21 protein-coding genes, 1 tRNA gene and 1 pseudogene are annotated in these 17,423 nt (G+C 66.5%); 10 read left to right on the top strand and 13 right to left on the bottom strand.

From position 1 onward, the window contains the following. Positions 1-368 precede the first annotated feature (368 nt). The gene (locus RJT37_RS06565; RefSeq protein ID WP_313688788.1) at positions 369-989 is read right to left on the bottom strand and encodes a histidine phosphatase family protein; all 621 of its coding nucleotides are present in this window, start codon (positions 987-989) and stop codon (positions 369-371) included. Positions 990-1,187: 198 nt separating this feature from the next. Here RJT37_RS06565 and RJT37_RS06560 point away from each other — a divergent pair, with 198 nt between their 5' ends. Then, positions 1,188-2,105, top strand: a complete 918-nt coding sequence (locus RJT37_RS06560) for a carbohydrate kinase family protein (RefSeq protein WP_313688787.1) — start codon at positions 1,188-1,190, stop codon at positions 2,103-2,105. Between the two features lie 22 nt (positions 2,106-2,127). On the opposite strand, the gene RJT37_RS06555 is transcribed toward RJT37_RS06560, so the two are convergent. The 3 genes from RJT37_RS06555 to RJT37_RS06545 form a co-directional block, all read right to left on the bottom strand. After that, the gene (locus RJT37_RS06555) at positions 2,128-2,928 is read right to left on the bottom strand and encodes a BtpA/SgcQ family protein (RefSeq protein WP_313688785.1); all 801 of its coding nucleotides are present in this window, start codon (positions 2,926-2,928) and stop codon (positions 2,128-2,130) included. A gap of 638 nt (positions 2,929-3,566) precedes the next feature. Beyond that, complete coding sequence (locus tag RJT37_RS06550) at positions 3,567-3,866, bottom strand: hypothetical protein (protein ID WP_313688783.1); 300 nt, start codon at positions 3,864-3,866, stop codon at positions 3,567-3,569. 52 nt (positions 3,867-3,918) lie between these two features. Then, entirely contained in the window at positions 3,919-4,122 is a 204-nt protein-coding gene (locus tag RJT37_RS06545; RefSeq protein WP_313688781.1) for a hypothetical protein, read from the bottom strand. Positions 4,123-4,544: 422 nt separating this feature from the next. On the opposite strand from RJT37_RS06545, the gene RJT37_RS06540 reads away from it, so the two are divergent. Beyond that, positions 4,545-5,204 (top strand): hypothetical protein, encoded by a 660-nt coding sequence (locus tag RJT37_RS06540; protein ID WP_313688779.1) that lies wholly within the window; start codon positions 4,545-4,547, stop codon positions 5,202-5,204. 247 nt (positions 5,205-5,451) lie between these two features. On the opposite strand, the gene RJT37_RS06535 is transcribed toward RJT37_RS06540, so the two are convergent. From RJT37_RS06535 to RJT37_RS06520, 4 genes are all read right to left on the bottom strand, one after another. Next, positions 5,452-5,524, bottom strand: a tRNA-Gln gene (locus tag RJT37_RS06535). 73 nt (positions 5,525-5,597) lie between these two features. Beyond that, positions 5,598-5,846, bottom strand: a complete 249-nt coding sequence (locus RJT37_RS06530) for a hypothetical protein (RefSeq protein WP_313688777.1) — start codon at positions 5,844-5,846, stop codon at positions 5,598-5,600. A 67-nt stretch (positions 5,847-5,913) separates the two neighbouring features. Continuing rightward, positions 5,914-6,366, bottom strand: coding sequence for a metal-dependent transcriptional regulator (locus tag RJT37_RS06525; protein ID WP_313688776.1), 453 nt, complete (start codon positions 6,364-6,366; stop codon positions 5,914-5,916). Positions 6,367-6,397: 31 nt separating this feature from the next. Next, positions 6,398-6,889, bottom strand: a complete 492-nt coding sequence (locus tag RJT37_RS06520; protein WP_313688774.1) for a ferritin-like domain-containing protein — start codon at positions 6,887-6,889, stop codon at positions 6,398-6,400. A 144-nt stretch (positions 6,890-7,033) separates the two neighbouring features. Between RJT37_RS06520 and RJT37_RS06515 the strand changes: the two genes are divergently transcribed. The 4 genes from RJT37_RS06515 to RJT37_RS06500 all read left to right on the top strand — a co-directional run bounded on the left by RJT37_RS06515 (position 7,034) and on the right by RJT37_RS06500 (position 10,891). After that, positions 7,034-7,462, top strand: coding sequence for a DUF5791 family protein (locus RJT37_RS06515; protein WP_313688772.1), 429 nt, complete (start codon positions 7,034-7,036; stop codon positions 7,460-7,462). Then, positions 7,459-8,430: an NAD-dependent epimerase/dehydratase family protein gene (locus RJT37_RS06510; protein WP_313688770.1), complete on the top strand. Its 972-nt coding sequence runs from the start codon at positions 7,459-7,461 to the stop codon at positions 8,428-8,430. The genes RJT37_RS06515 and RJT37_RS06510 overlap by 4 nt, the downstream gene beginning before the upstream one ends. A gap of 93 nt (positions 8,431-8,523) precedes the next feature. Continuing rightward, positions 8,524-9,717, top strand: coding sequence for a DHH family phosphoesterase (locus tag RJT37_RS06505; RefSeq protein WP_313688768.1), 1,194 nt, complete (start codon positions 8,524-8,526; stop codon positions 9,715-9,717). A 79-nt stretch (positions 9,718-9,796) separates the two neighbouring features. After that, a complete protein-coding gene (locus RJT37_RS06500; protein ID WP_313688766.1) occupies positions 9,797-10,891 on the top strand; it encodes an aldo/keto reductase in 1,095 nt (364 codons plus the stop codon). A gap of 2 nt (positions 10,892-10,893) precedes the next feature. Here RJT37_RS06500 and RJT37_RS06495 read toward each other — a convergent pair whose 3' ends face one another. Then, on the bottom strand, positions 10,894-11,064 hold the full coding sequence (locus tag RJT37_RS06495; RefSeq protein ID WP_313688764.1) for an HVO_0758 family zinc finger protein: 171 nt from the start codon (positions 11,062-11,064) through the stop codon (positions 10,894-10,896). Between the two features lie 217 nt (positions 11,065-11,281). Between RJT37_RS06495 and RJT37_RS06490 the strand changes: the two genes are divergently transcribed. From RJT37_RS06490 to RJT37_RS06475, 4 genes are all read left to right on the top strand, one after another. Then, positions 11,282-12,409 carry an MFS transporter gene (locus RJT37_RS06490; protein WP_313689895.1) on the top strand — a complete coding sequence of 376 codons (1,128 nt, stop codon included), beginning with the start codon at positions 11,282-11,284 and terminating at the stop codon, positions 12,407-12,409. Positions 12,410-12,461: 52 nt separating this feature from the next. Beyond that, on the top strand, positions 12,462-13,595 hold the full coding sequence (locus RJT37_RS06485; RefSeq protein ID WP_313688762.1) for a glycosyltransferase family protein: 1,134 nt from the start codon (positions 12,462-12,464) through the stop codon (positions 13,593-13,595). 166 nt (positions 13,596-13,761) lie between these two features. Next, complete coding sequence (locus RJT37_RS06480) at positions 13,762-14,232, top strand: DUF7109 family protein (RefSeq protein WP_313689893.1); 471 nt, start codon at positions 13,762-13,764, stop codon at positions 14,230-14,232. A 130-nt stretch (positions 14,233-14,362) separates the two neighbouring features. Beyond that, a complete protein-coding gene (locus RJT37_RS06475; protein ID WP_313688760.1) occupies positions 14,363-14,962 on the top strand; it encodes an NUDIX hydrolase in 600 nt (199 codons plus the stop codon). 15 nt (positions 14,963-14,977) lie between these two features. Here RJT37_RS06475 and RJT37_RS06470 read toward each other — a convergent pair. The 4 genes and pseudogenes from RJT37_RS06470 to trpA all read right to left on the bottom strand — a co-directional run. Continuing rightward, a pseudogene (locus RJT37_RS06470) lies at positions 14,978-15,409 on the bottom strand (Hsp20/alpha crystallin family protein); the annotation flags it as partial. After that, positions 15,406-15,564, bottom strand: coding sequence for a DUF7559 family protein (locus RJT37_RS06465; protein ID WP_313688758.1), 159 nt, complete (start codon positions 15,562-15,564; stop codon positions 15,406-15,408). The pseudogene RJT37_RS06470 and the gene RJT37_RS06465, both read right to left, overlap by 4 nt. A 115-nt stretch (positions 15,565-15,679) precedes the next feature. Further along, complete coding sequence (locus tag RJT37_RS06460) at positions 15,680-16,474, bottom strand: 2-amino-3,7-dideoxy-D-threo-hept-6-ulosonate synthase (protein WP_313688756.1); 795 nt, start codon at positions 16,472-16,474, stop codon at positions 15,680-15,682. Between the two features lie 27 nt (positions 16,475-16,501). After that, positions 16,502-17,422, bottom strand: coding sequence for a tryptophan synthase subunit alpha (gene trpA / locus RJT37_RS06455; protein ID WP_313688754.1), 921 nt, complete (start codon positions 17,420-17,422; stop codon positions 16,502-16,504). Position 17,423 lies beyond the last annotated feature (1 nt).

Here is a 17,423-nt window from a genome sequence, read left to right as displayed (position 1 = left end):
TTCGAAGTCGAGATCTCTGATCTGTCATACCGTAGGTGGACACCGACGACCACCGAACTGGCCGCGCCGCAGCTCTCGCGAGCGGATTCAGTCGCTGTGAGTCGACCTCGCTGTCGGAAGACAGCGATCGCTCCCGTCACCGGCTGCATTCCGCTTTTTGTGTGATCGCCCCACTACCGACGCCGACGGATCACAGCAGTGCGAAACGCCGGCATCGGCCCCACTGAATGCGGTGCAGTCGATCGATCCTGTGCCCACGCGGTAGGACCGGAATTGCCGGTAAATATCCTTCTTTTTGCCGCTCAGACTGTCAAATTTAACATTTGAATTGCTGTACAATATTCGCGATTTCGACTGCCGCTTCCGGGTCACTGGTCGAGATGAGCGGTGTCGCCGGAGCAGTCCAGCTGCCACCCCTCCGCGTCGGATACGAGGCGCGTCAGCCCGCACAGCGGCGCCTCGACCCCCTCCGTCGAGCCGACGAGTCCGTCGACGACGCCACCGATCGTGAGTCCGTGGCCGACGAGGAGCACCGCGCCGTTGTTCTCGGCGACGAGACGGCGGGTCGTCTCGCCGACCCGCGCTATCGCCTCGGCGTGCGTTTCCGGAAAGGCTGGGATCACCTGAGGTTCGTGATCGAGGCGGACGGTCTCGAACCGACCGGCCAGGTGTTCCCGCGGAAGGATCTCGGGTTCCGCGTCGAACCACTCGGGGTTGCGGTGTTCGCCGAGTCCGGGTTCGAGTCGAAATTCAGCACCGAGTTCCCGGCAGATCTCGTCGGCCGTCTCGACAGCGCGGAGAAAGGGCGAGGCGTAGACGGCGTCGAACGACTGCTCGGATTCGACGAACCGGCGGCCGACTCGCCACGCCGCCCAGCGGCCGAGTTCCGTCAGCGGCGGATCGTGAACGCGTTCGGCGGTCGAGTCCCAGTCCGGATCGACGGTATCCCGGCGTTCCCCGTGGCGGACCACCCAGACGACATCGGCCATCTCGTTTTGCTGGTAGTTCCGGGGAGGCTTGTCGTTTGGGAGGCGGCGCGTCCGAGAAATCCGCCCGTTCGGAGAACCACTGTTTAGTGGCGACGCGAACAGGGTGCCGGTATGTTCGCGATTCGATCGCTCTCAGATCGGCGTAGCAGCGTCGGGCAAGCCGATTCCGCACCAGGACCGGCGGCGGACTAATCCCGGATGGCTTCGATCGTCACCGTCGGGAGCGCAGTGCTCGATCACGTCTACGTGCTCTCGAATCTCCCGGAGCCGGATGGTGGAGCATTCGTCAGGGACTACGAGCGCCGCGGCGGCGGCGTCGCGGCGAACGTGGCGTGCGGCCTCGCTGCCCTCGGACACGACGCTGCGATCGTCTCACGAGTCGGCGACGACGATGCGGCCGAGACGATCATCGAGTCAGTCCGGGAGTGGGGTGTCGATGCCGACAACATCCGGCGTGGTGATGGGGCATCGTCGTACACGCTGATTCTTCGCGGGCCGGAGGGTGGTCGGATGATCGTCGCCGGCGGTGACAGCGTGCCAGCCTTGCGACTAAAAGAGGGCGACCGCCAACGGCTTCGGACCGCGGACGTCGTCTTCACGAGCGCCTACGCGCCCGATCGAGTCGTCCGCGACCTCGTCGAAGGGCGACGGACCGGCACGATCGACGCCCTGGCGTTCGATCTCTCGGGGCCGCTCTCGGAACTCGAGGGCCGCGGGACGACGCCCGAAACCATCGACGCGGTGGCGGCCGCCGCGGATCTGTTCGTCACCAACGAGATAGCGGCTCGATCCTACCTGGCCGAGGAGCCGAAACCGGCCGCGCGGACCCTCCAGAAGACTGGCGCACGCCGCGTCGCGGTCACGGTCGGCAGGGATGGCGCCTACCTGGCCGGCGAAGCAAGCGAGTTGATACACATCCCCGCGGAGGCGCGTGAGGTGGTCGATACGACCGGTGCGGGCGACCAGTTCACCGCGGCGCTGATTCACGCGTGGGTGTTGAGCGATGCCGCTCCGCGGACAGCCGGCCAAATTGCCGCGAACGCGGCCGCACAGAACTGTACGGCTCCGGGACCGCGCGGTGCACTCGCCACGCCGTCGGATCTACCGGATCAGTGATCGAACCGTCGGATCTGCCGGATTAGGGATGCGCGGCGGCGACGAGTTCCCGGACGCCTTCCTCGTCGACCGGCGCGGTCGCCTCGCCGCCGTGCTTCAGGGCGCTGCCCACGATGACGCCGTCCGCGAGCGAGAGCGTCTCCGCGACCGTCTCGCGCGTGACGCCGCTCCCGACGAACACGGGCACGTCGACGCCGAGATTATCCCGCGCGGCGACGACCGCTTCGAGGTGGTCGCGGTCCGTTTCGCGACCGGTGCCGGCGCCGCTTGCGATGATTCCGTCAGCGTGCCCCCGTTCGATCAGGTCGGCAAGTGTCTCCGCCAGCGGCCGCTCAGCGATCGGCGCGGAGTGCTTCACGTCGATATCGGCCAGGATGTCGACGTCGGCGTCGAGACGTTCGCGGAGACGGACCGTCTCGGCCGCCCGTCCCGACACGATCCCCTGGTCCGTCACGCGGGTGCCGGTGTGAACGTTCACCCGGACGAACGACGCGTCGGTCGCCGCGGCGATAGAGACAGCGGCCGCGGCGTCGTTTCGGAGAACGTTGACGCCGATCGGCAGGTCGACCGTCCGCCGGAGGTCGGCGACGAGTGCGGCCATCGAGGCGACGGTGTGTTTCGGCACGTCGTCCGCGTAGAAGGGCGCGTCGCCGAAGTTCTCGACCATCAGCGCGTCGACCCCGCCGGCAGCCAGACGCTGTGCATCCCGGCGCATCGCCTCTGTGATCGCCGTCCGATCGCCGTCGAATCCGGGAGCGCCGGGGAGCGCATCGAGGTGGACCATCCCGATTATCGGTCGGTCCGCTTCGAGTGTGGTGCTCATCGGCGATCCGCCTCCGGAGCGCTGCTTGTTCGTGTGGGGTTTCCGTTTGCCATATCGTGTCTGTCCGGGGCTGTGCCTAACAATTCTTCTCTGTGTTTAGCTCTGGAGTCTGCAGAGGGAAAGTCAGAGAGTCGGTGGCGCCGTGGAAATCAAGTCTGCGATAGGTCGACCGGGATACATTTTGAGTCGTTGAGTTGCGAGAGGACGGTCGTTTCGATGGAATATTCCGGAAAGGATTTCGAGTAGTTCTGGGCCAGTTCGAACATCGTAAGTAAGGTACCACTCGTGTCGAGGGATTCCCCATTCGGTTCGACCGAGAGTCGAAAGCCGAGCGTACCGACGTGATTGTAGCGCCGTGGACCAGGATACGTTTCTCAATATCGCTCGGACCGAAACAGACGACTGCGAGCAGTTCGACGTTTCACCGCTTCAGTATCGACAGTGAACGGCGGATGTCTTCGCCGAACTCGACAGAGTTGCGCCGGCACGGCGGACGATAAGTAGCAACCGTTCCGTCCGACAAGACGTGACTCCGGACGATCGGCACAAGGGGGAGCTTATTGTGAACTTGATAATTATTAACTAAGCTTTCGTAACCCGACAGCCTCTCTATGCGACGGGTTCTCGCGCTGACTTTACTAATCCTGGTTTTTGTCTTGCTGACGGTCGCAAACGGGGCATCTGCTATCCCTCTTTCGGATCGACAGACTGCGGACGGCGGGCAATTTGAGTCCACGTGGAGTCATCCAGACGACGTGGCTGTCTTCGATTCTCCTCTGTACCTTCTCCAAGACGACGAAGAGGAAGAAGAGGACGCCGGGGAGGATGAGGACGACGCCGAGGAGGATGAAGAGGACGACGAGGACGAAGAGGACGAAGAGGACGACGCCGAGGAGGATGAAGAGGACGACGACGCCGAGGAGGATGAAGAGGATCAAGAGGAAGACGCAGATAGCGCAAATGAGAATGAAAACGAGGAGGAAGCAACCGCTACCCCAACACCAGCGCCGACTGCAACCCCAACCCGGACACCAACGCCAACACCAACCGCCACTTCAACGCCAACCGCAACTCGATCGCCAACTCCGACCAGGACGCCAACACCGACCGCCACCCCCACTGCAACGCCAACACCAACCGCCACTTCAACGCCAACCGCAACTCGATCACCAACTCCGACCAGGACGCCAACACCGACCGCCACCCCCACTGCAACGCCAACCGTAACTCAGTCGCCAACCCCCACCGCGACGCCAACCCCGACTGCTACACCGACCGCGACCCCAACACCGATCATCATCCCGGCTGGAATGCCGACCGTAACTCAGTCGCCAACCGCGACCGCGACCCCAACGGCGACTGCTACACCGACCGCGACCCCAACCGTAACTCAGTCACCAACTCCGACTGCTACACCGACCGCAACTCGGTCACCGACGGCAACCGCTACCCCCACAACAAGGCCGGCGTCTACCACCGACACCGCAACTTCGCGATACATAGCGACCGCTCCCGCGACGACCGCAGCACCGACGACTACCGCCGCTGAACCGAGGTTCAATATAATCGGGGCGATACTCAACAACACGGAGGTCACCGCAGGGGAGAGTGTACAGATGGCACTACAGGTCGAGAACGCCGGCGAGCAGGACGGGACGTTCCAGGCAGATCTGACTATGAACTCCGAGACGGTCGACTCGAGGTCAGTCGTCGTCGGGGCGGGTGAGACCAGGACAATAGTATACGAGCATCGACTCGATGAACCGGGCGAGTACGATATCGCCGTCGCGGATACGTCACTGGGTACGCTGACCGTGACGGCCGCAAGCGACAACAGGACAGTTACAGCCGGGGCCGGCGACGACGCCGACGAAACCGGACCTATCGAGGTTACCGATGCCACAGCGCCGGCCGATTGGATCAAGAAAGGCTACGAGACCACCGTGAGAGCGACGGTCGTGAACACGGCGAACCGGACGGCGAACCGGACTCTTGCAGTGACTGTCGACGGCCAGCCGGTCGCAACGGAGACCGTGACGCTCCGACCCAAGGAGCGCGACGTGGTGGTTATCGAATTCGAGGCCGTCGACGGGACAGTCTCGGTTGCGGGCGTTGACGCGGGACGGATTGCTGTCAGTACGAGGACCAGTGACGTGGGAACGGGAACTGACACCCCCGCGAAGGATGCCTGGCTGGGGTTCGAACACGGCATCGCCGTGCTTGTCGCGTTCGTTATGATTTTCGCTAGTGTCGCCGTTTTATCGAGCGAGGGGTAACGGCACGGACTGGTCGTGCAACGAACGTCTCAGATACAGGATAGAGCGTCGCCAGTCCGTACGAAAGGGGACGACTCTATAGTAGCGTTTGCAAGTCTTCGCTCATCTGATCGCACGACGGCGTACGGTCAGATGAGCAATCAGTTGCAAACGCTACTATAGCTCGAAACCGCGTGATAGCTCGTTCCCCACTCACGCCGTTGTACTTGCCGTCATATACAGTTGGACGGTCGAACGTCGGAAAGAATAGTCCCGGGCGGATTCGAACCGCCGTCATAGGCTCCAAAGGCCCATATGATTGGCCACTACACCACGGGACTGCACGCGATACTCACGTCGCAATCTTTGAAAACCCATCGGGTCGTCGCCGACGCCGGGCGCAACCTCCTCCCGCTATCCGGCCGGTTTTTCCGTGCCTTCGGGCTGTCGACGGTCGTCCACGCTCTCGTCGGGGTCGTGTTCGTCCGCTCTGAACTCGACAGAGTACCCGCCGCACTCCGGACAGACGTGGTACTGGACCTCGAAGGTCGCCCCGCAGCCCTGACAGGCGTACGGTGTCGTTCCGCCGCTCGACGCCGATCGGTCGCGGGGCCCCAGTCCCGCGAACGACAGCAGTCGATCGATCGCTGCTTTCCCATCCATACGGGGTCCCTCCGGCGCGAGGGTCTTGAAAATGTGGGCTTTCGATTCGCGTCCCCGATGGGGCCACTCAGTCTGCGCGCTGCTCTCCGGTCTCGGTGCCCTCGGCCGCGACCTCGAGGTGGCAGCAGGCGTCCGTCTCCGGATCGAAACAGTCCGGACAGTCCGCGTTCCGGTCGATGATGGTGTCGAGCCGTTCGGCGACCAGATCGTCGATGACCGGTTCGAGGTCGCTCGCTTCCGCGCGGAACTCGTCGACCGAGAGGACGTTCGCGAGGAACCGCTCGATGATACAGTACGTCTGGAGCGCGTCGCGGGCGTGGACGATGCCCTCGTCGGTGAGGGTCACGCCCTTGTACTTCTCGTGTTCGGCGAGCCCCCTGGATTCGAGTTTGCCGATCATCTCGTTCGCGCTCGCCGGACTCACGCCCAGCCGGTCGGCGAGCGACCCCGTCGACGCCGGGCCGTTCTCCATCTCCTGGAGGAGGTAGATCGCTTTGACGTACTGGTCGGCCGTGTTCATCGCGTCCCTCCGTGGGGTGTCGTGTGTCGTCTCATGACCGGTTTTCCATAACTTTCGTGACCTCCTCGACGCCCTCGGCCTCCTCCTCGCGGATCTCGACGAGGACGTCGATGAGGTGGTCGCGGTCGATGCCGAACGTCACATCGGAGGCCCGGAGCGCGCCGATGAGGTCGTCGTAGAACTTGTAGGCGGTCTCCTCGTTACAGAGCTGATCGTAGAGGATGTCGTCGAAGTCGTCCGGTTCGGTCCCGCCGTACTGCGCCTCGACGAGCGCCTCGATCTCCTCGAACGGGATGCTCTCGGCGTCGAGATCCGCGATGAGCGCTTCGAGCCGTTCGCGGTGTTCGGCGGACTCCTCGGCGGCGCCTTCGAGCAGCGCCTCGATCTCGGAGTCGAGCGCCGGCTCCTCGAGCGACTGGTAGTGGTGATACGAGCGCGCCTCGACCACCTCCTCTAAGACGATTCCGATCTGGAGGAGTCGCGCAAGCTGGTGGTCGGAGTCGACGCGGTGGCCGACGCTCACGGCCGCACCTCCCGGCGTACGGCCGATTCACGGAGCATACTCGATCGGTGGGTGTTGAGCGACTTAAGCGGTTCCCCTTCGGGGACCGCCGCAGTTCCATCCCGCTTCGGAAACCGTTTTGCCGCCGCGGTGTCGAAAGCAGGTATGCTCTACGACGCGGCCGAGGATCCGGCGACACTGACGCCGACGGCGCTTCGCGAGGCGTACGAGACGCGACTCAGAGAGGTCGTAACCGACCGCGGCATCGATACGGTCGCCGCGGAATCGGGCGTCGACGTCGACGACCTCGAAGCGCTCGTCGAGGGGCCGGTCCCGGACTTCTCCGTCACCGACGCCGCGGCGGTTCTCGCGCTCGACGACGAGCGGGACGCCGAGACGATCGTTCTGGAACTCCGCGATCACCTGCTTTTGGCGATGACGACCGGCGTCGTCGACGTCGACACCCTCGCATCCAATGTGGACCTCGACCGCTCGGGCCAAGAACTCCAGCAGGCGATCGAGGGACGGTCCGAGATGACCCTGGAAGTGCTCGCGGCGATCCGGCAGTTCCTCGCCGCTCGGAACGATCGATGAGCGACGCCGGAGACCCGGGGAACGACGCTGGAGACCCGGGGAACGACCCGGCGCAGCCGCAGCGCGTCGTCATCGTCGGCTGCGGCTACGTGGGGCTCGAACTCGGCCGCCAACTGACTGCGGCGTGCCACGAGGTGACGGGCGTCCGCCGCTCCGACGCAGGACTTTCGGCCGTCTCCGAGGCCGGCCTCGACGCCTGCCGTGCGGACGCGACCGACCCCGAGAGCCTGACTGCGCTGCCGGACGCCGACTGGGTGGTCTTCGCCGCCAGCTCCGGCGGCCGCGGCGCCGAGGCGGCCCGGGAGGTCTACGTCGACGGCCTCCGGAACACCATCGCGGCGTACGCCGACCGACCGTCGCCCCCCGAACGGCTCGTCTACACCTCCTCGACCGGCGTCTACGGCGACCACGGCGGCGACGTCGTCGACGAGGAGACGCCGATCGAGCCGACGACCGAGAAGACCCGCGTCCTCGCAGAGGCCGAACGGGTCGCCCGCGAGGCCGCCGCCGACGCCGGGATCGACGGCACGGTCGCCCGCTTCGCGGGGCTGTACGGCCCCGACCGCTACCGGCTCGATTGGTACATCGACGGGCCGGTCACCGAGGGCTATCTGAATATGGTCCACCGCGACGACGCCGCCGGGGCGATCGGCTTCCTCCTCGCCGAGGACCACGCGCGCGACGACGTCGTCCTCGTCGTCGACGACGAACCGGTCGACAAGTGGGAGTTCGCCGACTGGCTGGCGGCCGAGTGTGAGGTGCCGGAGCCGCCGAAGCGGACGATCGACGAACGGCTCGCGGATCCCGACCTCTCTGCGGCCGCTCGTCGCCGGCTGCAGACGAGCAAGCGCTGTTCGAACGACCGACTGCGCGCGCTCGGCTACGAGTTCGCGTATCCGACCTACCGGGAGGGCTACCGCGACGCGATCGACGCGTATCGGTCCGGAGCCGATCCTGCCGAGATCTGACCCGTTACTACCGCGATTCTCGGGGAGTATCTGTCGTCTTCGATCCGACGGAACGAGGGAATCTTCTTGAGGGTGCACCCGGACGGAGGAGGTATGGAGGTTTCCCGCGCCGCCGGCGACGCGCTCGTCGAGCCGGACCTGCTCGATCGCGCGTGGTCGTTCTTCGTCGCGTATCCGGCGGTGGCTGTCGCGCTCCTCGTCGGACTCCTCGCGCTCGTGATCGGCGTCTACGCCATCCGGCGGTTCGAGCGGCCGCAGGGGACGCGCTTTCTCGAACAGGTCGCCGACCTCGACGAGGTCGCCGTCCTCCTGCATCCGAACCCCGATCCGGACGCAATGGCGACGGGCGTCGGCATCGCGAATCTCGCCGAGCAGGTCGACACCGACGCCCGCGTGCAGTATGCGGGGCAGGTTAGACACCAGGAGAACCGCGCGTTCGAGACGGTACTGGATCTCGATATCGAACAGATCGACCACGTCAGTGATCTCGCGGCCGAACACGTCGTTCTGGTCGATCACAACGAACCGCGGGGGTTTGCGGGCGCCGACAGCGTGCTCCCCTGTGCCGTCGTCGATCACCACCCAGGCGACGGGACCGGCGAGCTCTTCACCGACGTCCGCACCGACTACGGGGCCGCCTCCAGCATCGTCGCCGAATACTTCGACGACGTGGGCGCGGTGCCAGTCCCGCCGGCCAGACACGAAAGCGAGGTCGACGCGACGTACACCGTCCCTACGACCGTCGCGACGGGTCTGCTCTACGGGGTTCTGACCGACACGAAGCGGCTCACTTCGGGCTGTTCGGCCGCTGATTTCGCCGCCGCGGGCTACCTGTATCCCGGCGTCGACGAGGAACGGCTCGATCGGATCGCCAACCCGGAGGTGTCGACGGAGGTACTTGAGCTCAAAGCGCGGGCGATTGCCGGCCGCGACGTCCGCGGGCCCTTCGCCGTCAGCGACGTCGGGCGGATCTCCAACCCCGATGCGGTCCCCCAGGCGGCGGAAGAACTCGCCCAGTTGGAAGGCGTCACCGCGGTCATCGTCCTGGGCGAACGCGACGGCACCCTCCATCTCTCGGGGCGGTCGCGGGACGATCGGGTCCACATGGGCCGGACGCTGGAGTCGGCTGTCTCGGCACTCCGTGACGCATCCGCCGGCGGCCACGCGCGGATGGGAGGGGGACAACTTCCGCTGGAGAGGGGATCGATCGTAGTGGGACCGGAAGAGACGATCACCCGGGACGACTTCGTCGACCAGTTGTTCGAGTCGATGTCGGGCGAACTCTAGGCCTCGCTACCAGCCGTGGAGACCGAAGCCTCGATTCCACAGTCGACGCCCGTTTATCCGCGGGGAGCGAATCGGGAGTATGGCGACCAGTCAGGGGACGTGGGCTTACCGCGATCGGTTCGGCGACGCGTTCGCGCGGACCTACTTCCGCCGGTTCGGGCCGGGCGTCGCGTCCAGCGTGGGGATCGGCACGTATCTCGGCGATCCGACAGCGACGGTCGACGAGGGCTACCGGGCGGCGATCACCGAGGCGCTGGAGTCAGGAGTCAACCTCGTCGATACGGCAGTCAACTACCGGTGCGGCCGGAGCGAACGCGTCGTCGGCGAGGCGCTTGACGCGGCCGACGTCGACCGCGAGAGCGTCGTCGTCGGGACCAAAGGGGGCTTTCTGCCCTTCGACGGCGAGCGACCCGCCGACCCGGCCGCGTACGTCCGCGAGGAGTTCCTCCAGCCAGGCCTGCTCGCGCCAGAGGACCTCGCGCGCGGCAGCCACGCGATCACGCCCGGATTTCTCGATCAAATGCTGGATCGGTCGCTGTCGGCCCTCGGCGTCGAAACCGTCGACTGCTACTACGTCCACAACCCCGAGACGCAGCTACGAACGCGGAGCCGCGAAGCGGTCTACGACCTGCTCGAGTCGGCCTTCGAGGCGCTGGAGCGGCGGCGCGCCGCGGGCGATATCGGGATCTACGGCGTCGCGACCTGGGACGCGTTCCGGGTCCCGCGGGGCCACGACGCCTACCTGTCGCTTCCCGAAGTTGTCGATCGCGCCGCGGCCGCCGCCGAGTCAGTCGGCGCCGACGATCCCGGGCTGGGGGCGATCCAGTTGCCGTTCAACGTGCGGATGGCCGACGCGTACACCGTCGACGCACACCGGCACCCGACCGAGGAGCGGGACGTGAGCGCACTCGAATACGCGCAGGCTGCCGGACTGGACGTGGTCGCGAGTGCGACGCTCGCACAGGGAGAGCTGGCAGCCGGGATCCCGCCCAGCGTCGACGCGGAGTTGCGGGGAGAGACGGCGGCACAGCGCGCGATCAACTTCGCCCGGAGCGCCCCGGGCGTCACCGCCGCGCTCGTGGGGACCAGTTCGCCCGCGCACGTCCCCGAGAACGTCGCCGCCGGAACGTTCGAGCCGTTGGGGGCGCGGGCGTTCGACGCCGTCTTCGAATAGCCTCACCTGAGTTCCTTCCACTCGCGGTCGCACTCGGGGCAGTGCCTGACCGTGTACACCTCGTCGGGATCGTTTTTCGTCGCCAGCGACTTGCCGCAGTCCGAACAGGTCAGTCGTCCGTACGTGTCCTTCTCCAACTCCCCCTCTCGAAGTCCCTTCCGCGTCGACTTCATAACACCTCGGACGTCGTGGGGACAGGATAAAAAGATCAGTATATATCGCTCCGGAGTCCGGCGGCCCTCGGACGGGGGCCGCCTCGCGCCGACGCCGGACTGCCCCACAGCGGCGAACAGCGTTCGACCGGAACCGCGCGGAGATCACAACTGTTGAAACCGCAGCCGCGGAAGTGAGGTCGTGTCCCGCCGCCGGCTCTTCGGTACGCTCTGTGGGATGATCTTCCTCGTCAACCTCGCGAGGGTGATCTTCGCGCCGCTCCTGAGCGAGTTCGTCGCGGTGTTCGGGATCGGCGAGGGGACCGCGGGGTTGATCGCCACGCTGGCGTGGCTCGGCAGCGCGCTCCCGCGGCTCCCCACCGGCTGGGTGCTAACGCGGGTGCCGCGGGAGCACGTGGTTCTCGTCGCCGGGACGGTGCTCACGATCGCCGCCGTCGTCACCGCGAGCGCGACCTCGGTCGTGTTAGTCGGCACCGGCGCGCTCCTGATGGGACTTTCATCGGGGGTGTACTTCGTCGCGGCCAACCCACTCGTGAGCGAACTCTACCCGGAACGTGTCGGCTGGGCACTCGGCACCCACGGGATGGTCAGTCAGGTCGCCGCCGTCATTGCCGCGCCCTTCGTCACACTCGTTTTGGCGCTGTTTTTCGACTGGCGGATCGTCTTCGTCTGCATCGCGGCCGTCGCTGCCGTCGTCACCGTCGTCCTGTTCTTCGTCGCGCGAGCGACGGAAATTCCCCACGCGGGGACTGACGACCGGGATCTGATCGGGGCAATCCGGACTCAATGGCGGGTCGTCCTGCTCGGCGTCGCCGTGATCGGCACAACCGGATTCGTCTGGCAGGGGCTGTTCAACTTCTACGAACTGTATATGGGCACGAAAGGCCTCGACGGCGGGACCGCACGGAACCTCCTGACGGTGATTTTCGCGGCCGGCGTCCCCGCCTTCTTCGTCTCGGGGCGCCTCGTCGACCAGCTGCCGCGGGTTCCGTACATCATCGGGATCGTCGCCGCGTTCGTCGTCAGCGTCCTCGCCTTGACGGCGGCCAGCGGGTTCGTTTCGATCCTCCTCCTCACGGGGATAATCGGCTACGTGATTCACAGCCTGTTTCCCGCGATCGACACGTATCTGCTGGATACGCTTCCCGACGATTCGCGTGCGAGTGCGTACGCGTGGTACTCGGCCGGGATGATGGCCGTCCAGGCGACCGGCGCGTCGGCAGTCGGGAATCTCCGGGAGGCCGGGCTCGCGTACGACGTCATCTTCGTCGGCCTCGCGCTGGGGCTCGGTGGCGTGGTCGTCGGACTCACGACCCTCCAGCGGGCGGGACGGATCCCGCAGTAGGGAGTCACCGCAACCCGCGCGCTTTTCCTCGTCCCGTCCTGAGAGGGGTTCGATGGAGTACGTTCAAGCCCGGGTGGCGACGCTCCACGACTTCGCCGACCCGCTCCCGCCGGCACCGACAGGTCACACGGCGGTCGTCGTGCCGATGACCGAGCGCGAGCACGGGCGGCAGGCCGCCGACCGGGTGTTCCGGACCCTCGAACGGTTGGCGCCTGCCCGCGTCGTCGTTCCACTGCGGGCACCGGCCGAGCGAGTCCCCCGGATCCGCGAGTGGCTCTCGACGTACGATCTCACGCTGGATCTCCTGTGGTGCGACGGACCGCGAGTGGGCGACCTGCTCGCCGACGCGGGGCTGGACGGCGACCGCGGGAAGGGCCGCGACGTATGGCTGGGTCTCGGTCCCGCGACCGAAGAGGAGTTCGTCGTCGTTCACGACGCCGATACGACGACCTACGACGAGTCGTTCGTCCGCCGGCTCCTGTTTCCACTCACACGTGGCTACGCGTTTTCGAAAGGATACTACGCCCGTGTGGAGGACGACCGCCTCTACGGTCGGCTCTTCCGGCTCTTCTACGTCCCGCTCGTCCGAGCGCTCCTCGACGGAACGCCCCATCCCTACCTCCGGTATCTCGACGCCTTCCGCTACGCGCTCGCGGGAGAGTTCGCTGCCACGGCCGACACGGCCCGCCGGATCCAGGCGCCCCGAAAGTGGGGTCTGGAGGTCGGGACGCTCGGTGACGCGTTCGACGTCGCCGGCTTCGACGCCACCGCACAGGTCGACCTCGGCACGTACGAACACGACCACCGCGCAGTCGACGGCTCGGCCGGCCTCTCGGAGATGAGTCGGTCGGTCGGCGAGACGCTCCTGCGGAGCGTCGTCGAGCGCGGCGTCGACGTCGATTTCGACACACTCCCCGAACGCTACCGGGCCACTGCGACGACACTCGTCGACCAGTACGCCCTGGACGCCGGGTTCAACGGAATGGAATTCGATCGCGAGCACGAGCGAGAGCAGGTCAAGCGGTACGCGGCAGCCGTGCAGGAACCGACCAGCCCCGACGACCGACTGCCGGCGTGGGCCGATGCGCCGGTCGCGGCGGAAGCCGTCACTGACGCCGCGACGGCAGACGTCGAAGCCGTCGTCGATGCCACGCAAGCGGAAGCACCGGGACGGGACGATGACTGATGGCGAGACTGGGCCGTCGGCGGGGAACGAGGAGGCGGGCGACGGAGACACCACCGACGCCGACGATGTGGATTCAATTGCTAATGACGCCGACGATGTGGATTCACTCGCCAATGACGCCGACGACGCCGATTCAGTTGCCAATGACGCCGACGACGCCGATTCAATCGGCATCGACGCCGACGAACTGGCCGGCATCGTCGACCTCTTCGGGGCGCTCACGCCAGGGGAACTCGAACAGGCGATCGAAGAACTGGCGTTCAAGCGGGGCCAGGAAGTCGACGCCGAGGCGGTCACCGCTGCAATCGAAGACGCCGTCGCTGCATACGCCCTCGTCCGCTACGAGGATGGGAAGTCGCTTCTGGCGCCCGGTCCGGTCGCGTTCCCCACGCTGCCGGCGAACGCGGAGGATCTGCCACACATTCTCGATATTCCGACGCGTGACGTCGATCGCGAGGCGGCCGGCCGCGCGGTCGCCGAACGCCTCCGGACCGACGCCGCACGCGCCGTCGACGCGGGCGACGAGGGAACGATTCATCGGCTCCTCGATGTGACCTACGACGTGGAGGTGTGGAGCGGCGCCGTCGCCGTCGACGACGTTCGCGACCGTCTCGACGACGCGCTCGACGCGGAGTAAGCGCGGGAGCGGTCCCGGTCGCGGTGGAGCGATCCGTCTTTTTTCGAACCTCCGGGGTCCGATCGGCGGTATTCTTCACGGATCTTCAGCCGACAGTATAAGCCCTCTCGGGTCGTAGCCGGTGACGAGTATGGATCTCTCGGGGGTGTCGACGCACACGCCGGATGCTGTCGAGGACGCGGGCCAGGAGGCAGCAGTGCTCGCACCGGTGCTCTACCGCGACGGCGATGCGCACATCCTGTTTACGAAGCGCGCGGACCATCTCGGGGAACATCCCGGACAGATGAGTTTCCCGGGCGGGTCACGCGAGCCTGAGGACGACGGTCTCGTGTCGACCGCGCTGCGGGAGGCCGACGAGGAGATCGGACTGCGGTCCGAGGAGGCGACCGTCGTCGGCCGCCTCGACGACATCCTGACGGTGACGGACTACTCCGTGCGGCCGTTCGTCGGGCGGGTGCCCGACCGCTCGTACGATCCCGACGAACGCGAGGTGGCCGAGGTCGTCGCGCTGTCGGTCGCGGAGCTAACCGATCCGGCGAACTACGAGTCGGAACGCCGCGAACACCCCGAGTACGACGCCCGACGCATCCACTTCTTCCACGTCGGCGACTACACGGTCTGGGGCGCGACCGGTGTGATGCTCGTCCAGTTGCTCGAACTCACGACCGACTGGACGATGCCGCCGGAACCCGACCGCGAGGTCGATCCCGACGCCGAACTGCCCGTGTAGCGACGGGGGCTGTTACGCCGCTTCGGACTCGGCGTCGACTTTGGGAATCCGAACCTGCAGCGTGCCGGACTCCGTGACTGTCGCGGTCGCGCCGTCGGGATCGACCGGAGCGCCCGCCGGCAGCGGCGCGACGCCGTCCAGCGAGAGCCCACGGCCGGGGAACCGCATCTCGAAGCCCTCGTGGAAGTCGCGGAAGCGGTCGATCCGAACCCGGACCTCCCGATCCTCGAAGCGGACCTGCACGTCCTTCCCGCGGACGCCCGGGGCGTCGAATACGACGAGGAACGCGTCTTCACTTTCGAGCAGGTCGTATGGGAGCGGCTTTCGTTCTTGCACGCGGGCGACCGCTCGGCCGACGCGTTCGAGGGCGTTCTCGGCGAGTTCCTCGCCCAGTTCCCGGAGCCGACCTGGCCCTTCGAGGTCGCCGGGCGTCTCGAACCCGCTCATAGTTCGATCGCCTCCAGGGGAGCGCTCTCCTGGCAGTACGGGCAGACGAAATCGGCGACGCCGACCTCCTCGGGCATATCGTAGGTGTAGTGGAGTTCGAACATATCCATCTCACACTCGTCGTCGGTACACCGAATTTCGAGCGTCGTAGGCATACGAGGCGGTTGGCCCGCCACGGGCATAAGCGCGCGGGCTTGTGGACAGACGCCTCCGGATGGCGACGGGAACAGTTGGAACGCGTCCGGACGGCAACGGAAAGAACCGGAGTCGCTACGCTTCGAGGCCGAGTCCGGCAGCCTCGACGGCCTCGCCGGCGGAGGCGTCGTCGTGGATGATCGCGCTGACCGCGCGGGTGATCGCCTCGGGGTCGTCGTGCTGGAAGATCGAGCGTCCCATCGAAACACCGGCCGCGCCGGCGTTCATTGCGCCGCGAACCATCTCCGCGGTTTCGCGGTCGGTCCCGCGGCTGCCGCCCGCGATGACAACCGGCAGGCGCGTCGCCGCACAGACACGCTCGAAGGAGTCGGGGTCGCCGGAGTAGGCGGTCTTGACGACGTCGGCACCGAGTTCCTCGGCGATCCGGACGGCGTGGGCGAGGCTCTCGGCGTCGTGTTCGTCGACCCCGGGGCCGCGCGCGTAGCTCATCGCCAAGACGGGAATCCCGAGCCGGTGGGCGGTCTCGGTGAGGTCACCGAGTTCGGTCAGCTGCTCCGGCTCGTGGTCGCTACCGACGTTGATGTGGAAGGAGACCGCGTCGGCGCCGACGCGCAGCGCCTCCTCGACGCTGCCGGTCTTGCGCTTGTCGTTCGAGTCGGGACCGATCGCGGTCGAGCCGTTGAGGTGAACGATGTATCCCTTGCCGTTCTTGTTGCCGTGTACGCGCGGCGCGACGCCCTTCTGCGTGAGGACGGCGTCTGCACCGCCGCGCGTGATCGCGTCGACGGTCGATTCGAGGTCGACGAGCCCTTTGACGGGCCCGAGTGTGATACCGTGGTCCATCGGGACGATGAGGTATCGCCCCCCTGTCGAGATCCGATCGAGTCGTGCCGAACGTCCTGTGTTCATCGTGTGTGAGACTGTGGCAACCGTCGGTTATTTGCCTTCCGCTTGGGGCACGCGTTGTTCGTACCCGCGGAGCGCACCCTCCTTGAGTTCGCGTGCCTTCGCTTCCAGCCTGTCAGCGACTGTCTCGGCCGAATCACCGGATTCGGCGCCTTCGGCGACGATGTCGACGAGTGCGCTACCGACGATGATCCCGTCGGCGCCGCCGGCAACGATCCGTTCGGCGTGTTCCCCGCGCTTGATCCCGAACCCGACCGCCTTCGGGACGTCGTAGTCGGCGATGCGGGCGAGGCTCTCTTCGGTCTGGCCGGAGACGTCGTCCTTCGCGCCCGTCACGCCCAGTCGGGCCTGGACGTACACGTACCCGGATACCTGCGACATAATCCGATCGAGGCGCTCGCCGCGGGTCGTCGGCGCGACGATGAACACCAGATCCAGGCCGAACTCGTCGCAGGCCTCCCGCAGTGGGTCCGCCTCCTCGGCGGGGAGGTCGGGGACGACGAACCCCGAGAGGCCCACCTCCGCGGCGCGCTCGACGAACGCCCGGGGACCGGGGCTCGCGGCGTCGCCGCTCCCGTTCGAGGCGCCCTGCGCCTCGCTATCACCGTACTGGTAGATGAGATTGTAGTACGTCATACAGACCAGCGGGACGTCGACGTCGAGGTCCTCGACGAACTCGAAGAAGCGATCGGGTGTCATCCCGCCCTCCAGGGCTCTGACGATGGCGCCCTGAATCGTCGGTCCCTCCGCGATAGGTTCCGAGAAGGGGAGGCCGAGTTCGATGACGTCCGCGCCGCCGCGGGCCAGCGCCTCGACGTACTCGATCGAGGACTCGTAGTCCGGGTCGCCGGCCGCGAGGTACGGGATGAACGCCGGTCCGTCGGCGAACGCGGCTTCGAGGTCCGAGTCGCGGGCGGACGTACTGTCGGTCGTATCGGTCGCGTCGCCCATC

Source organism: Halobellus marinus (genome assembly GCF_032113415.1).
GTDB classification, from domain to species: Archaea; Halobacteriota; Halobacteria; order Halobacteriales; family Haloferacaceae; genus Haloquadratum; species Haloquadratum marinus.
Note: the sequence above shows the minus strand (reverse complement) of the source record. Positions and strands in the feature narration are given on the sequence as shown.

What these genes read in the sequence shown, in the direction of transcription:
- RJT37_RS06565 (WP_313688788.1), bottom strand. Translation starts at nt 989, where the DNA reads ATGGCCGATGTCGTCTGGGTGGTCCGCCACGGGGAACGCCGGGATACC.
- RJT37_RS06560 (WP_313688787.1), top strand. Translation starts at nt 1,188, where the DNA reads ATGGCTTCGATCGTCACCGTCGGGAGCGCAGTGCTCGATCACGTCTAC.
- RJT37_RS06555 (WP_313688785.1), bottom strand. Translation starts at nt 2,928, where the DNA reads ATGAGCACCACACTCGAAGCGGACCGACCGATAATCGGGATGGTCCAC.
- RJT37_RS06540 (WP_313688779.1), top strand. Translation starts at nt 4,545, where the DNA reads ATGGCACTACAGGTCGAGAACGCCGGCGAGCAGGACGGGACGTTCCAG.
- RJT37_RS06530 (WP_313688777.1), bottom strand. Translation starts at nt 5,846, where the DNA reads ATGGATGGGAAAGCAGCGATCGATCGACTGCTGTCGTTCGCGGGACTG.
- RJT37_RS06525 (WP_313688776.1), bottom strand. Translation starts at nt 6,366, where the DNA reads ATGAACACGGCCGACCAGTACGTCAAAGCGATCTACCTCCTCCAGGAG.
- RJT37_RS06515 (WP_313688772.1), top strand. Translation starts at nt 7,034, where the DNA reads ATGCTCTACGACGCGGCCGAGGATCCGGCGACACTGACGCCGACGGCG.
- RJT37_RS06510 (WP_313688770.1), top strand. Translation starts at nt 7,459, where the DNA reads ATGAGCGACGCCGGAGACCCGGGGAACGACGCTGGAGACCCGGGGAAC.
- RJT37_RS06505 (WP_313688768.1), top strand. Translation starts at nt 8,524, where the DNA reads ATGGAGGTTTCCCGCGCCGCCGGCGACGCGCTCGTCGAGCCGGACCTG.
- RJT37_RS06500 (WP_313688766.1), top strand. Translation starts at nt 9,797, where the DNA reads ATGGCGACCAGTCAGGGGACGTGGGCTTACCGCGATCGGTTCGGCGAC.
- RJT37_RS06495 (WP_313688764.1), bottom strand. Translation starts at nt 11,064, where the DNA reads ATGAAGTCGACGCGGAAGGGACTTCGAGAGGGGGAGTTGGAGAAGGAC.
- RJT37_RS06490 (WP_313689895.1), top strand. Translation starts at nt 11,282, where the DNA reads ATGATCTTCCTCGTCAACCTCGCGAGGGTGATCTTCGCGCCGCTCCTG.
- RJT37_RS06485 (WP_313688762.1), top strand. Translation starts at nt 12,462, where the DNA reads ATGGAGTACGTTCAAGCCCGGGTGGCGACGCTCCACGACTTCGCCGAC.
- RJT37_RS06475 (WP_313688760.1), top strand. Translation starts at nt 14,363, where the DNA reads ATGGATCTCTCGGGGGTGTCGACGCACACGCCGGATGCTGTCGAGGAC.
- RJT37_RS06465 (WP_313688758.1), bottom strand. Translation starts at nt 15,564, where the DNA reads ATGCCTACGACGCTCGAAATTCGGTGTACCGACGACGAGTGTGAGATG.
- RJT37_RS06460 (WP_313688756.1), bottom strand. Translation starts at nt 16,474, where the DNA reads ATGAACACAGGACGTTCGGCACGACTCGATCGGATCTCGACAGGGGGG.
- trpA (WP_313688754.1), bottom strand. Translation starts at nt 17,422, where the DNA reads ATGGGCGACGCGACCGATACGACCGACAGTACGTCCGCCCGCGACTCG.